11 protein-coding genes are annotated in these 14,986 nt (G+C 66.6%); 6 read left to right on the top strand and 5 right to left on the bottom strand.

Annotated features, from left to right (window positions below):
• Window positions 1-2,421 (bottom strand): membrane-bound PQQ-dependent dehydrogenase, glucose/quinate/shikimate family, encoded by a 2,421-nt coding sequence (locus tag SOM47_RS06890; RefSeq protein ID WP_320505162.1) that lies wholly within the window; start codon window positions 2,419-2,421, stop codon window positions 1-3.
• 195 nt (window positions 2,422-2,616) lie between these two features.
• Between SOM47_RS06890 and SOM47_RS06895 the strand changes: the two genes are divergently transcribed.
• Entirely contained in the window at window positions 2,617-3,675 is a 1,059-nt protein-coding gene (locus SOM47_RS06895) for a LacI family DNA-binding transcriptional regulator (protein ID WP_320505163.1), read from the top strand.
• 106 nt (window positions 3,676-3,781) lie between these two features.
• On the opposite strand, the gene SOM47_RS06900 is transcribed toward SOM47_RS06895, so the two are convergent.
• Genes SOM47_RS06900 through SOM47_RS06910 form a run of 3 tightly spaced genes read right to left on the bottom strand, consistent with a single transcriptional unit; the run spans window position 3,782 to window position 8,621 of the window.
• Window positions 3,782-6,847, bottom strand: coding sequence for an efflux RND transporter permease subunit (locus SOM47_RS06900; RefSeq protein ID WP_192083234.1), 3,066 nt, complete (start codon window positions 6,845-6,847; stop codon window positions 3,782-3,784).
• Window positions 6,844-7,941, bottom strand: a complete 1,098-nt coding sequence (locus SOM47_RS06905) for an efflux RND transporter periplasmic adaptor subunit (protein ID WP_042612258.1) — start codon at window positions 7,939-7,941, stop codon at window positions 6,844-6,846. Before SOM47_RS06905 ends, SOM47_RS06900 begins: the two co-directional genes overlap by 4 nt.
• Window positions 7,942-7,988: 47 nt before the next feature.
• The gene (locus tag SOM47_RS06910; RefSeq protein ID WP_042612257.1) at window positions 7,989-8,621 is read right to left on the bottom strand and encodes a TetR/AcrR family transcriptional regulator C-terminal domain-containing protein; all 633 of its coding nucleotides are present in this window, start codon (window positions 8,619-8,621) and stop codon (window positions 7,989-7,991) included.
• Window positions 8,622-8,867: 246 nt separating this feature from the next.
• Here SOM47_RS06910 and SOM47_RS06915 point away from each other — a divergent pair, with 246 nt between their 5' ends.
• Genes SOM47_RS06915 through SOM47_RS06925 form a run of 3 tightly spaced genes read left to right on the top strand, consistent with a single transcriptional unit; the run spans window position 8,868 to window position 11,754 of the window.
• Complete coding sequence (locus SOM47_RS06915; RefSeq protein WP_042612256.1) at window positions 8,868-9,668, top strand: MipA/OmpV family protein; 801 nt, start codon at window positions 8,868-8,870, stop codon at window positions 9,666-9,668.
• 27 nt (window positions 9,669-9,695) lie between these two features.
• A complete protein-coding gene (locus SOM47_RS06920; RefSeq protein ID WP_042612255.1) occupies window positions 9,696-10,409 on the top strand; it encodes a response regulator transcription factor in 714 nt (237 codons plus the stop codon).
• Window positions 10,396-11,754, top strand: a complete 1,359-nt coding sequence (locus SOM47_RS06925; RefSeq protein ID WP_052811747.1) for an ATP-binding protein — start codon at window positions 10,396-10,398, stop codon at window positions 11,752-11,754. The genes SOM47_RS06920 and SOM47_RS06925 overlap by 14 nt, the downstream gene beginning before the upstream one ends.
• Before the next feature lie 26 nt (window positions 11,755-11,780).
• Here SOM47_RS06925 and SOM47_RS06930 read toward each other — a convergent pair whose 3' ends face one another.
• Window positions 11,781-12,122: a hypothetical protein gene (locus tag SOM47_RS06930; protein ID WP_320505164.1), complete on the bottom strand. Its 342-nt coding sequence runs from the start codon at window positions 12,120-12,122 to the stop codon at window positions 11,781-11,783.
• Between the two features lie 275 nt (window positions 12,123-12,397).
• Here SOM47_RS06930 and SOM47_RS06935 point away from each other — a divergent pair, with 275 nt between their 5' ends.
• Window positions 12,398-12,808: a hypothetical protein gene (locus SOM47_RS06935; protein ID WP_192083232.1), complete on the top strand. Its 411-nt coding sequence runs from the start codon at window positions 12,398-12,400 to the stop codon at window positions 12,806-12,808.
• A gap of 138 nt (window positions 12,809-12,946) precedes the next feature.
• Window positions 12,947-14,986 (top strand): TonB-dependent receptor, encoded by a 2,040-nt coding sequence (locus SOM47_RS06940; RefSeq protein ID WP_320505165.1) that lies wholly within the window; start codon window positions 12,947-12,949, stop codon window positions 14,984-14,986.

Here is a 14,986-nt window from a genome sequence, read left to right on the forward strand (position 1 = left end):
CTACTGCGGCAATGCGTAGGCCACCACGAAGTTGCCGCGTGGGGTGTGCATGAAGTGGTGGCCGGTCGCCGTGATCACCACGTATTCCCTGCCCCCTGCCTCGTAGACCATCGGCATCGCCTGGCCACCGGCAGGGAGCGGAGCAGACCAGACGGTTTTGCCGGTGGTGATGTCGATGGCACGGATCAGGTCATCGGTTGCCGCCGCAATGAAGACCAGGCCGGACTTTGTGACCACCGAGCCGCCGTTGTTCGGCGTGCCGATGACGATGGGCAGCCCCGTGGGCAGGCCGAAGGGACCGTTCTTGCGGGCCGTACCCAGCGGTCGATCCCACACGGTACGACCGTCGCGCACATCGATCGCGCGGATGCCACCGTACGGGGGCTCCTTGCACAGCATGCCGGTGAACTTCATCTGCCAGCCCGCATTGACATCCACGGCAACCGGCAGGCCTTCCTGCGGATCGCCTGCGCCTTCGCCATGCGCCTTGTAGCCGGGATCGTTGATGATCTGCGGGGCCTTCCAACCCAGCTTGTCCGCCTCTGCACGGCTGACCAGCCGGGTGTAGTTGGGCATGTCGTTGTAATTGGCGATGATCAGGCCGCGTGCCGGATCAAGCGCCACGCCACCCCAGTCCGAGCCACCGTTATAGCCGGGATAGTTGATGATCGGCTTGTCCACGCTGGGCGGCGTGTACTGCCCGCGATAATCCGCCTGGTGGTATTGGATGCGGCAGGCCAGCTGGTCCAGCGGGGTCAGGCCCCAGGTCTTCTCCGGCGTCATGTCTCCCTTGGCCAGGCTGTTGAACAGCGAGAACGGTTGCGTCTTTGAACGCGCCGCCGGCTCGAAGCCACCCTGCGGCACCGGTCGCTCTTCCACCGGGAACAGCGGCTTGCCGGTCTCGCGATTCAACACGTAGACGTCGCCACTTTTGGTCGGGAAGATCACCGCCGGGATGCGCGTGCCGTCTGCCTGCGGATAGTCGAACAGGGTCGGCGGTGAACCCGGATCGTTGTCCCACACATCGGCGTGGGTGTTCTGGAAGGTCCAGCGCGGCTGCCCGGTTTCCACGTCGAGCGCGGTCAACGAGGGCGAGTATTTCAGTTCTTCCGGCGTGCGCTCGGAGGAATAATAGTCGCCCGATGCATTGGCGACCGGCAGGTACACAAGGCCCAGCTTGTTGTCGCCGGTGAAGGAGGTCCACACGTCCGGCGAGCCGCGCTTGTACACGTCCTCGCCCACGCGCGGCGCGGTATCCATCGGGGTTGCCGCGTCCCATGCCCACTTCAGCTTGCCGGTGCGCACATCGTAGGCCTTGGTGACGCCGGAAGGACCATAAGCGCGCTGCCCATCGATGGTGGTGTGCCCGACGATCAGCGTATCGCGCACTACCGCAGGCGCAGAGGTAATGGCCACGTAACCCTGGTACACCTCGCCCATGCCTTCGGTGAGCTTCACTTCGCCGTTGCTGCCGAAGGAATCGCAGCGCTTGCCGTCACGCGCGTCGAGTTCGATGATGCGCGCATCCAGCGTGCCGACGATGATGCGGCTCGCGCAGGTGGCACCCGCGGTCGCGGTGTCGGTGGCCGGTTCGGCGAAGTACGCCAGCGAACGACAGGCCGGGGTGTAGGGCACTGCCTTGGACGTCACGCCCGGGTCGAAGGTCCATTTCGCTTTGCCCGTGGCAGCGTCCAGTGCGGTCACCGTATTGAGGTAGCCGCAGACGTACAGAGAATCGCCGATTTTCAGCGGCGTGTTCTGCACGCCCCAGCGCGAATCACTCGGCACCTCGCCGACTTCCGCGGTCCATGCCACCGCGAGATTCTTCACGTTTCCAGGCGTGATCTGGCTCGCCAGCGAATAGCGCATGGCGGCCTGGTTGCCGCCGTAGGCGGGCCAATCGGTGGACGGCAACGCACTGTCCGTGCCGGCCCCGGTGGCGGCCTCGAATGCGTTGCCTGCGACGGCGGGTACATTCTCTGCTTCGGTCACACCCTGCGGTACGAAGGCCAGCCCGGTTGCAACCAGGAAAGCGGCGACCAGCACACCGGTGACCGCCCCTGCCCTGCGCCGGGTCATGCGGGCATGCAGCGTAGGCAGCAGCAGCGAGAAGCCGATGGCAAGCACCAGCACCAACGCAAAGCGCGGCACCCAGGCCCAGTAGCGTGAACCGGCCTCCCAGACGGTCCACGCCAGTGTGAGCAGGAACAAGGCGCCGAACCAGAGCGAGGCCGATGGCCGTCGCCGCGCCAATCCGATGGCACTGCCAAGGCTCAGCAGCCCGGCGATGGCGTAGTACCAGTTGCCGCCCAACGCGATGAGCCAGATGCCGCCGCCGACCATGCACAGGCCGAACACGGCCAGGACCAGCGACAACAGCCACCGACCTGCGCGAACGAGGGGTTTTTCCGAGGAGTTCATTTCAGTTCCGGGAGAGAGGGGGACGCGTGCCTGGCGCCTGGGTACCGGTGCAGGCGGGTCCCCGGGGAGACCGGGTGAGCAGGCCGGGCGTCGCATCGGGCGCAGCGGGCCGCTTCGGGGGATGAAACTTTGTTTGCATAGCTATGCAAGACTACGCCCGCGAAAGTGAAAACCAAATCATCAAACGGTGCACCCATGTGTCCTGCAGGCTCGACATCGAACGGAAAACGGCGACCGCAGGTCTCTTCCTGGTCCGTGGCACGGTTGGCCGGCGTTTCCCAGTCCACGGTCTCCCGGGTCTTCACGCCCGGGGCGTCCGTGTCCCTGCCGGTGCGGGAAAAGGTCCTGGCCGCAGCGGACCAGCTCAAGTATCGGCCCAACGCGCTGCCCGCGATCCTGCAGACAGGCCGCTCAGGCCTGGTCGCGGTAGTCATGGGCGGCTTCTACAATCCGGTATACGCAGGGATTCTCCACGGCATCACCACCGCCCTGAAGGAACGTCGGCTGGAAGCGGTACTGGTCGATGCCGGCAGCGACGAGAACCTGGGGGATCGCGTCGACGACCTGTCGCGCTACCGGATCGATGGCGCCATCAGCGTACTGGCGGTGCGTTCGGCCAAGGTCGCCGCCCGGCTCGATCAGCTTGGCATTCCGGTGGTGGCGGTGAACTCCCGGCAGTTCGGCACGCTACGGGTGGTATCCACCTCGAACCGGACCATCGGCCGGGATGCTGCGGACGCGCTGGTGGACAGGGGCTGCACGCAGCTGGCGTACCTGGCCGGGCGCGATAACCCATCACAGCGCGAACGCGAAAGCGGCTTCAGCAAGCGCGTTGTCGCCCGCGGACTGCCCACACCGCAGCGTGCCGTGGCCGGATTCACCTATGAAGAAGGTTACGCCGCAATGGTGCAGCTGCTGGCATCCGGGGCTCGGCCCGACGGGCTGTTCTGCGTGAACGACCTGGTGGCCATCGGCGCACTGGACGCCATCAGGACCGTGCCCGGGTTGCGCGTGCCCGAGGACATCCAGGTCATCGGCTGCGATGGCATTCCCATGGCGGCATGGCAGCAGAACCGCCTTACCACCTTTGTCCAGGACATGACCCTGCTGGGCCGCCAGTGCGTGGAAATGCTGGACAATGACCCGCCTGCCAGCCGCGTAAGCGTACCGTCCACGCTGGTGCTGCGTGCGACTACCCGGACGCTGCTGCAGACTCCGCAACAGATGCAGAGCAAGGCGCCGGCAGCGCGGTGACGGTTTACGCGGTGGGACGCAGATCGGTAGCGCCGACCCATGGTCGGCGAGCGCAGCGGGCCGAACGGTGACGGATTCCCGCCGAGCATGGCTCGGCGCTACCGGGCTAGGTGGCAGGATGCGAGGACTTCCGCCGGAACCTGCGTGACATCCACTCACCCAGATCATCCACCACCGTGAATGCGGCCGGGATCACGATCAGGCTGAGCAGCGTGGAGGTGATCAAGCCACCGATCACCGCGATCGCCATCGGCGCGCGGAAGCTGGAGTCACCCGCAAATCCCAGCGCGATGGGCATCATGCCCGCGCCCATCGCAAGCGTGGTCATGATGATCGGCTGTGCACGCTTGCGGCAGGCATCCACCAGGGCATCGTGCTGGCTCATGCCGTGCTCGTCCTCGGCGATCACCGCGTAGTCCACCAGCAGGATCGAGTTCTTGGTGGCGATGCCGATCAGCATCAGCAGGCCGATCAACGCCGGCAGCGACAGCATGTTCTGGGTGATCAGCAGCGCACCGAACGCACCACCGGCGCACAGCGGCACCGCCGCCAGGATGGTGACTGGCATCAGCGCATGGTTGAACAGCAGCAACAGCACCATGTAGATGCAGACCAGGCCCGCCGCCATGGCCAGCATGAAGCCGATGAAAAGCTCCACGAACACTTCGGCATCGCCGGTGTTGAGGAAGCTCACGCCCGGCGGCAACTGCTTCACCCCGGGCAATGCCTGCACCTCGGCCATCACCTCGCCCAGCGGACGGCCGTTGAGTTCGGCGGTGAGGGTGACATTGCGCTGGCGCTGGTAGCGCGAGATCTGCGACGGGCCACTGCCCTGCTGGATATCGGCCACCGCCGCCAGCGGCACTGGGCCATCACGCCCGGGCACGCGCAACTGGCTGATCAACGCCGGGTTGGCCAGCGTCGCTTCGGCGAAGCCCACGCGGATCGGCACCTGGCGGTCCGGCAGGTTGAGCTTGGCCAGGCGCTGTTCGTAGTCGCCTGCGGTGGCGATGCGGGCGGCTTCGGCGATGTCGGCCGTTGCCACGCCCAGATCGGCGGCGCGCGCCGAGTCCGGAACGATCTGCACTTCCGGCCGCAGCAGCGAGGCGGTGGAGCTCACGCTGCCCAGTCCCTGGATGCCGCGCAGGTCGCGCTCCAGCGCGGTGGAGGCCTCCTGCAGGCGTTGCGGATCATCACCGGACAGCACCAACTGCAGCAGGTTGCCCGGTTCGGAACTCACGTAGCTCACGCGCACGCCGGGCAGGTTGGCCAGCTTGTGCCGGGCCTCGCGTTCGAGTGCGCGCTGGTCGCGGTCGCGGTCGTCGGCCGGTCCCCAGTCCAGCACCAGCGTCGCCTTGCGCGGCTCGCCCACGCCGGTGGCACCGGGGTCACCCAGGTCCAGCACGCTGCCCACGGCGGTGTAGACCTGCTTCAGTTCCGGCATGTCCTTGAGCAGCGCGCGGGCACGTTCGGCCACCGCCACGGTGTCCTGCAGGCGCGTGCCGGGCGGCAGTTCCAGGTTGAGGTTGCTGCGGCCCAGGTCGGACTGCGGGATGAAGGTGGCCGGGATGAACGGCACCAGCCCCAACGAGGCGACAAACAGGCCGGTGGCCAGCCACAGCGTGCGGCCACGGTGGCGCAGCGCTGCATCCACCCAGCCCAGGTACCAGACCATCAGGCGCGAATCCGGTTTCTCTTCGCCGTGTGGCTTGAGCAGGTAGGCGGCCATCATCGGGGTGAGAAGGCGCGCCACCAGCAGCGAGAACAGCACCGCGGTTGCGGCTGTCCAGCCGAACTCACGGAAGAACTTGCCGGCGATGCCGGGCATGAACGCCACCGGGACGAACACTGCCGCCAGCGTCAGCGAGGTGGCGATGACCGCATTGCCGATCTCACCGGCGGCTTCGCGCGCGGCTTCCAGTGGCGGCTTGCCCATGCGCAGGTGGCGCACGATGTTCTCGATTTCCACGATGGCATCGTCGACCAGGATGCCGACCACCACCGACAACGCCAGCAGGGTGATCATGTTCAGCGTGAAGCCGAAGAAGTACATCACCGCAAAGGTCGGAATGATCGACAACGGCAACGCCAGCGCGGCCACCCAGGTGGCACGCCAGTCGCGCAGGAACAGCCACACCACCAGCAGGGCCAGCAGCGCCCCCTCCCACAGCATCGTCATCGACGAATCGTAGGAGCGGTGGGTTTCGTCGATGGCGGTGGTGACCAGCCGGAAATCAATGCCGGGATGGTCCGCCTTGATCTTGTCCAGCGCGGCATGCACGCCGGCTTCCACCTTGACCTCGCTGGAGCCGCGCGTACGCGACATCGAAAACGCCACGACCTGCTTGCCGTCCAGCAGCGCTGCTTCGGTCGGGTCGGCGGCCGCGTCGGTCACCGTGGCCAGCGTGGAAAGACGCACCGCGCGGCCATCCGGCAGCGCGATGGAGTAGTCACGCAGTGCCTGCGCATCGCCTACCGTACCCAGCGTGCGGATGGTCTGCTGGGCGCCTTCTATCTCGGCCTTGCCGCCCGCGCGCTCCACCTGGATGCGCGCCAGCTGCTGGGATACATCGCCGGCGGTGATGCCCATGGCGATCAGCGCGTTGGGGTCCAGGTCCACGCGTACCTGGCGCTCCACGCCGCCCACCCGGGTGACCTGGGCCACGCCGGGTACGCCGTACATGGCGCGCGCGATATCGCGGTCGACGAACCAGCTGGCTTCGTCGCTGCTCATGTGCGGCGCAACCAGCGCATAGGTCATCAGCGAGCCGCCGATATCGACCTTGGAGATCACCGGCTCCTGGATGTCCTGCGGCAGGTCGGTGCGGATGCGGGTGACCGCATCACGTGTGTCGTCCAGCGCCGTGGCGAGGTCAGCTTCCAGCTGGAACTCGATGGTGGTGGTGCTGACGCCCTCGCTGACCGAGGACATCACGCGCTTTACGTTGTTGACGGTGGCGACGGAGTCTTCGACCTTGCGCGTGACCTCTGCTTCCAGCTGGCTCGGCGAGGCGCCAGGCTGGGTCACCGTCACGGTGGTCATCGGGAAGGCGATGTCCGGGAAGCGCGCTACCGGTAGCTGGTAGAAGCCCCAGAGTCCAGCCACGCACAGCACGAAGAAGATCAGCAGCGCGGGCAGCGGGCGCTTGATCGCCCAGGCGGAAAAATTCATTGCGCAGCCGCCTTCGCATCGCTGGCCTTCGGCGTGGTGACCACGCGCACGCGGTCGCCCTCACCCAGGAAGCCCGCGCCGTCCACTACCACCTGGTCGCCGGCCTTCAGGCCTTCCAGGATGGCGGTACGGCCCTGCACGGCCTGGCCGGTGCTGACGCGATGGCGGCTGGCCTGATGCTTGTCGGTAACGGTGAACACGTAGTTGTGGCCATCACGCTGCACGATCGCTGCTGTCGGGATCGTCAGCGCCTGCCCATCACCGGTGACGATGCGGCCTTCCACGTAGACGCCGGGCTTGAGCGGACCGGGCGTGGGCAGGTCGGCGTACAGGGTGCCGGTCCGGGTCTGTGCATCCACGCCAGGAGTGACCGCGCGGATGTTGCCGGTAACCACCTGGCCTGCGTAGCGCAGTTCGATGGTATTGCCCACGGCGACGTCGGCCAGCTGGTTTTCCGGCAGTTCGGCGCGCCATTCCAGGCGACCATCGCGGATCAGGCGCAGCAGCTCGGTGCCGGCCGATACCACCTGGCCGGGCTGCACCAGCCGCTTGGAGATCAAGCCATCCGCCGGTGCGCGCAGGTCGGCGAAGTCACGCCGCAGCTTGGCTGCATCGCGCGCGGCGCGAGCGGTGGCGGTCTGCGCTTCAGCATTGATGCGGTTGGCGCGCAGCTCATCCAGGCTGCTGGCGCTGATCAACTGCTGGGCGGCCAGCTTGGCGCTGCGCTCGTAGTTCATCCGTGCCAGTTCCTGCGAAGCCTGCGCCTGCCGCAGCGAGGCATCGGCCTGTGCCAGTTCGCTGTCCAGCGTGCGATGGTCCAGCTGCAGCAGCACCTGGCCTTTCTTCACCCACTGGCCCACGTCAACTGGCAGCGCGGTGACCCGCTGGCCGCTGATTTCCACGCCAAGCTGCATTTCCTCGTAGGCGGTGACCGGCCCGGACACCAGCACCGTGCGCGCCATCGCCTGCTGCTGCGCGGGGGCCAGCGATACTGGAAGCGCGGAGCTGTCGGCGGCGGTTTCATCGGCCGCTTCGTCCTTGCCACCGCAGCCGGCGAGCAGGCAAACCAGCAGGATCAAGAAGGGTGCACGCATGAGTAGCTTTCCGTGTGGAGGCATCAGGTTCAAAAGGAATGCGGGAGTCAGGGGCTGCGGCCAAGCCGCAGTTCGATGCCGTCCAGCATCAGCCCCAGGCCCTGTTCAAAACGGGTATCGAAATCGACTTCGCGCCAGACCTCTCGCGCTTCCCAGCAATGCGGGAAACGCTGCTCGGCCAGCGCCATGAACGCCTCGCCCAGCGCTTCCATGCTGCCGTCGCCCGGCCAGGACTGTTCTTCGATGACATACCCCATCGTGTAGTACACAAGGTCCATCGCCGTGGTGGCGGCAAAGCAGGCCGATGCACCGGCGCCCACCAGTGCGGCGATGCTGGCCTCGCCCACGCGCAGCACGTTCTCGGTGGCCAGGAAGGTCCCGGCATACACCCGCGCGCCATCACGCCGCGCCTTGAACGCGACGCGGAACTCGCGTGCGATCTGCAGCAGGGTCTGGCGCCAGGATTGGCCGTCCGGGATGGCCTGCGCCACGTCGGCGATCATCGCGTCGGCCATGGCATCGATCAGCGCCTGCTTGCTCTTGAAATGCCAGTACAGCGACGGCGCACGGATCCCCAGCGAGCAGGCGACCTTGCGCAGGGTGAGGCCCTCCAGGCCGGCCTCGTCGAGTATCCGGAAGGCCGCCCCGACGATCTGTTCGCGGGCAATCGGTTGGCGCAAAACGATTCTACCTAACGTTGTTAGGGGGCGAATCTAACAGTGTTAGGTTGGCCGCCGCAAGGCCCGACCCGGTAGTGACGGCCGCTGGCCGTCATGCTGTTGCCGCCGTGCTCGCCGAGCATGGCTCGGCGCTACCGTTCGCGTGCGCCGCTGCCTGAACCATCCACCACCCAGGTACCCCCGGTAAGTCGCCTGTAAGTCAGCCCCCGCAAGACTCGCCGCACTCTCCCCAGCGAAGTCCTTCCGATGCTCAAGTACGTCGTGTCCGTTCCCTTCCTGCTGCCGGCGTTGGCCCTCGCGCAGAACTCCTCCAGCACCGGCGACCTGCTGGCCAAGGTCGACAACGACCGCTGGTCGATCGGCGTGGCTGCCGCGGCCAGGCAGAGCCCGTATGCCGGCGAAGGCACCCGCGTGCGGCCGTTGCCGCTGATCACCTTCGAAGGCGAGCGGATCTTCTGGCGCGGGGTGAGTGGTGGCGTGCACCTGGTGAAGGGCGAATCATTCACCCTGGATGCGGTGTTGGCCGGCCGCTTCGATGGCCTCGACATCAAGGATCTCGGACGACGCGAGCTGGCACGCAACGGAGTCGATCGGGATCTGCTGGAGGACCGCGATGACGCTCTGGATGCGGGGTTGGCGGCCAGCTGGAGCAGCCGTGCCGGCGAGTTCAAGCTGAGCGCACTGGCCGATGTCACCGATACCAGCGGCGGCTACGAAATCGCCGCCGATTATGCGTACGCTCTCACCTGGGGCCGTACCACCATCGTCCCGGGGGTCGGCGTTCGCTGGATGTCCGACGGCCTGGTCAACTATTACCATGGCACGCTGGAGAAGGAGGTCGCGCGCGGCGTGGCCCGCTACCAGCCGGGATCGGCGGTGGTACCGCAGATCAGCGTCGGCTTCTCGCATCCGCTGGGTGAAAAGTGGCGCGTGATGGGCGGCGTGGACTACCGGTTCCTGCCCGACGAAATCACCGAAAGCCCCCTGAGCGAGCCCGATACGGACGGCTCGGCGGGCCTCCGGATCGGCATTACCCGCAGCTTCTGACCTCCCGCTTCCCGGTACCTGCCTGCCATGCCACCGCCTCCCCTCGCCGCCCTGCCCAACCGGATCGCGCTGATCGAAGACCATCCGCGCCTGGCCAGCCTGGTCGAGCGCGGGCTGGGGGCAGCGGGCATCGCAGTGGATATCTACCCCAGCGTGGAAACCGCGTGGCATGCGATTGCAAGGAACGGTTACGCAGCGGCGGTGATCGATCGCGGCCTGCCCGATGGCGATGGGCTGGACCTGGTGCGCCGCATGCGGGCGGCCGGCAACCGCATTCCCTGCCTCATGCTGACCGCACGCGACGGCCTGCACGATCGCGTGGATGGGCTGGATGCCGGGGCCGATGATTACCTGCCCAAGCCGTTCGCCATTGAAGAACTGACCGCGCGCGTGCGCGCCTTGATGCGCCGGCCATCGGAACTGCGCGCGCTGGATGTGTCCCACCAGGGCCTGTACGTGAAGGCTGCCGAAGGCTGCATGCGCTGCGGCGACGAGCAGATCAGCCTGGCGCCAGCGGAGCTGCAGATCATCCTCTCGCTGGTGCACGCCGGTGGGCAGGTGGTCCGCCGCAGCACGTTGGAGGCGGCCGCGTGGGGTGTCGGTGAAGCGGTGACCCCGAATGCGTTGGACGTGGCGCTGCACCGGCTGCGGCGCAAGCTGGCGGCCATCGAATCGGGCCTGGGTGTGGTGAACGTGCGCAACCTGGGCTTTGCCCTGCGGGCAGCCGATGCTGCCGCGTAGCCTCAGCGCACGCCTGATGCTGGCCACGCTGCTGGCAATGCTGGCCGCGGCGGCCGCCGCTGTCGCGGTCACGGCCTGGGTAAGGACGAGCACGCCGGAGGACGCGGTGCGCGAGGAGCTGCTGGAAGAAGTCGATGAGGTGCGCGCAGGCCTTCGGCTGGATGCCGCTGGCAAGCTGCACGTTGTGCTGCCGCCACAGGCCGGCAACGTTTACGACGCCATGCCCCGCGACGCGGCCTACTGGATCACCGACGCCCAGGGCCGCACGGTCGCCAGCAGCCGTGCCAGTCCGGCGCTGGACGCATTGATGGCCTTGCCTGCCGGCGCAACGCGGATGACCGTTGCCAACCCCGGCGGCGACATCACGCTGCAGGTGATCCGCGCCCGGATCGACCATGCCGGACGCGCTTACGTGGCAAACATCGCACGCAGCGACCGGTTGGTGATCACCCTGAAAAACCACGCAGACAAGCTGTACCTTCGTGCCGGCGCGGCGGTGGTCATCCTCGCCCTGCTGACCTTCGCGCTGGTGATCACCCTCACCGTCAACCGCATGCTGCGGCCGCTGCGGCAGGCCTCACGCGTGGCGGCGCGGGTCGGTCCACGCAACCTGGGCGCCCGCCTGCGCAGCGACGGGCTGCCATCCGAAGTGGTGCCGTTGATCGAGGCGTTCAACGCCGCATTGGAACGCCTGCAACAAGGCTTCCGCGTGCAGCAGGACTTCCTCGCCGCTGCCGCCCACGAGCTGAAGACCCCGCTTGCCCTGCTGCAGGCCGAGATCGAACTCAGCGGCGCGCCCAACACACCGCTGCTGTTGCGTGATACCGAACAGATGGCGCGCCAGGTGCATCAACTTCTGCACCTGGCCGAAGTCAGCGAGGGCCACAACTACACCTTCGCCCCCATCCAGCTGGGCGCAGTGGTCACCGACGCGGTGGACTACCTGGCGCGGCTGTCAGCGCAGCACGCGGTGCACGTGGTGGTGCTGCCGGCCAGCATGCCCACCCCTGTCGTGGAAGCCGACGCTTCGGCCGTGTTCGTGCTGGTCAAGAACCTGCTGGAGAACGCACTGCATCATTCGCCGGCAGGCAGCACCATCACCATCGCACTTCAGCCGGATGGCTTCAGCGTGTGCGACCGGGGATGCGGCGTCGCCGAAGCGGATCGCGCACACCTGTTCAAACGCTTCTGGCGCGGCACTGCGCGCGACAGTCGCGGCGCGGGACTGGGCCTGTCCATCTGCCTGGAAATCTGCCTGTCGCATGGGTGGACGATCAGGCTTGAGCCGGCCACTGGCTCATCCGGCGCGTGTTTCGTGGTGGAAACCAACGGCGGAGTGGAATGACCACTGCGTTCACGCGCTTTTCCTGTTCATACGAAGGCCCACGCCAGCATGCCACCGGCGGGCAGAAAGCCCAGCACCACAAAGACGCCCAGGCACCCCGAACCGCCGCTGCGTCCATGGCCGGCATACGTATCGTGCTCACGCAGGGGCTGCGACTGCAGCCATTTCAGGTGGCAGGGCGGACAGAAGAACCGTGTCTTTCCACGACGCCATGCCTCGATGGTGCGATTGCTGTGTCGGCTGGCGGTGTTACAACGCCCACATTTGAACACCATGTGCGGTGGCTTGCGCTTGGGCCAGAACGATCCGATCAGCCCCAGAATGACGACTGTGGCGGCGACGCCTGCAAGGATGGTTTCCGGGCTCACGATGCATCCTTTCTGTCAGCGGTTCGAACCACGGGTCTCGGCGCGGGCCTTGCGATCCATCCCCCTGCGCAGGGCGCCCCCGGCCTCACTATATTCAACAGCGGCCCAATTGGCAGCATCCCGGCACGGGTGACCCTTGGCCGAGGTGTGACAAAGCGTCGCAGCGGGCAGTTGAACGGCTGCCTCACGCCCTGATCCCGCCGGCTTCCCCTAGAATCCGGGACGTGCGCTCGCCCCTCTTCCACCGCTGGCTCCACGCTTGGGCATGCCTGGCCATGGCCTTGGTGATGGTGGCGCCGCTGATCAGCCGGGCGCTGGCGGAGCAACCCGCGCCGATCGCTGTCCCGGGGCCCATGGACGCTGCCGCGAACCCGCACACGGCCAGCGCGCACGATATGCATCACGCCATGCATCACGACATGACGGCGCCGCAAGCGCCGTCCCACGCGGCGTCGAGCGAATCCGTAGCACCCTCTTCCGCCGATCCCCACGCCAAGCATGAGATGGGCATGGAGTGCGACTACTGCCTGATCGCCGCGCGCATGATCAGCCTGCTGGTGGCGTTGCTGTTGTTGCTCACCGTCTGGCCCACGGCCTTCTGCACGATCACGGCACGTCACCCGACCCGGCCCGCTCCTGCGCTGGGCACGCTGGGCGCCCGCGGTCCGCCCGCCATCGTCTGCTGATTCAGTTCCCCAGCCTGCGGCTGCACGCTGCGTTTCGACGCGTGACTGAATCCTATATTCCTCTTCCACCGGGCTGACGCACCGGATCTTCTGCCTGTCTCGACCGCACCCGGTCGCGGCATTTCGATGTTGTGGACAATGAAAAAACTTCAATCAAAGCACCCGCTGCCAACGGCGATCCTGGCGGCACTGGCGTGCGCGACCACCGTGCCTACGCCGGCAATCGCGCAGGATGGAACCGCATTGACGCTGGGCACCGTACAGGCCCGCGCGACGGTGCACCGGGAGCTGCCGGCGCGCCTGATGTTCACCTCGGTGGATGTCATCGGCGGTGACCTGCTGCAGCAGCAGAAAGTCGACCACAGCTGGGAGCTGCTGATGAACGCCCCCGGCGTGCAGGTGACCCAGTTCAAGATGGGCACCGATGCCGGTCGCTTCTCCTTCCGCGGCTTCAACGGCGAAGGCCGCATCAACGCGGTCAAGCTGCTGATCGACGGCATTCCCAGCAATGACAATGCCGGCGGCATGCCGCACCTGGATGCGGTGTTCCCGCAGGATATCAGCGCACTGGAAATCGTCCGCGGCACCAACGATGCCCGCTATGGCCTGCATGCCATCGCCGGCGATGTGAATGTGCTGACCCGCCAAGGCGGCAACGACGGGCAGGCCAGCCTCACCGTCGGCAGCTTCGGCACCCGCGATGTCCAGATCGCCAAAGGATTCGAAAAGGGCGCGTGGGCGCAGAACTATTTCGTCGGCTGGCGCGGCTCCGATGGTGAGCGCGACCATGCCGAATCCAACCAGCGCAGCTTTGCCGGCAAGTGGTTCTACACCAACGAAGAAGGCCAATGGCGTGCGGGGCTGAGCACCCGCTACTACAAGAACACCGCACTGGAAGCCGGCTACCTGAGCTACGCCGAAGTGCAGGCCAATCCAACGCAATCCCCGTATTACGCCCGCGATGACCGCAGTGAACGCCAGACCGTGCAGACCGCACTGCATGCCGATGGCCAGCTGGGCAACGGCTGGAGCTGGAATGCCAAGGCCTACCAGAATGACTACCGCAACCAGCGCTGGGTGACCTTCACCGCCGGCGGCGCACAGCAGGAGCGCTTCAATGACGAGACGCACCGCGGGGTGATCCTCAACACCACCTGGCGACCTTCCACGGCGTTGGCCGAACTGGTGCTGGATGCCGGCGTGGACGCGCAGTGGCAGGACAATCTCGCCGCCCGTTACCGCACCGTGGCGCGCGAGCGCCAGACCACCCTGCGTGACTGGCGCTTCAACCTGGATACCCAGGGCGCGTATGTGCAGGCCGTGGTCAAGCCGGTTGAAGCCCTCAAGATCGTACCGGCCTACCGGGTGGACCACATCGACGGCGGGTTCCACAACCGCGCCGATGGCAGCCATGCGCCGGCCTACAACTACGGGCTGATCAAACAGCCGAAGTTGAGTGTGTCCTACGATCTGGGCGCCCGCACCGTGGCATACGCCAACTGGGGCCGCACGTTCCAGATCGGCAGTGGCAACGGTGCCTACCGTATCCAGGCCAACAACGTGCTGCCCTCACGCAATGAAGGCTGGGAGAGTGGGCTCAAGTGGACGCCGCTGCCGGGGCTGCAGACCCGCGTGGCGTACTGGGAGCAGCGCGCATCGGATGAAGTGGCCACCATCCTGGGCGTCAACGGCGCGATCGGTGCCAATGAGGTCGGCAATGTCGGCCGGACGCTGCGGCGCGGCTGGGATGCCCAGTTGAGCTGGCAGCCCAACGACCAGTGGCGGGCTTGGGGCTCGTATTCGCGCCAGAAAGCGGTCATCACCGTGGCCGACCCCAGCGCGCCGCAGACCCGTGGCCGGCAGATCGAGAACGTGCCGAACTGGCTGGCCAGTGCCGGCGTGGAGTACGCGCCGCGTGCGGACTGGAGCTTCAGCGCATGGGGCAACGGGCAAGGCGATTACTTCGTGGAACGCACCAATGCGCTGGGCCGTCATGGCGGCTACGTGCTGGTCAACCTGAGCGCGACCTACCATGTGGATGAGCGTAACCGCGTGGCCCTGCAGCTGAAGAACGCGACCGACCACTTCTATGTGTATGCCTGGTATGACAGCGGATCCTCCGGTTATTCACCCGGTGATGGACGCGCGCTCTACCTGAGCTGGACACGGGATATCTGA

Source organism: Stenotrophomonas sp. CFBP8980, from assembly GCF_034046095.1.
Lineage (GTDB): Bacteria > Pseudomonadota > Gammaproteobacteria > Xanthomonadales > Xanthomonadaceae > Stenotrophomonas > Stenotrophomonas lacuserhaii.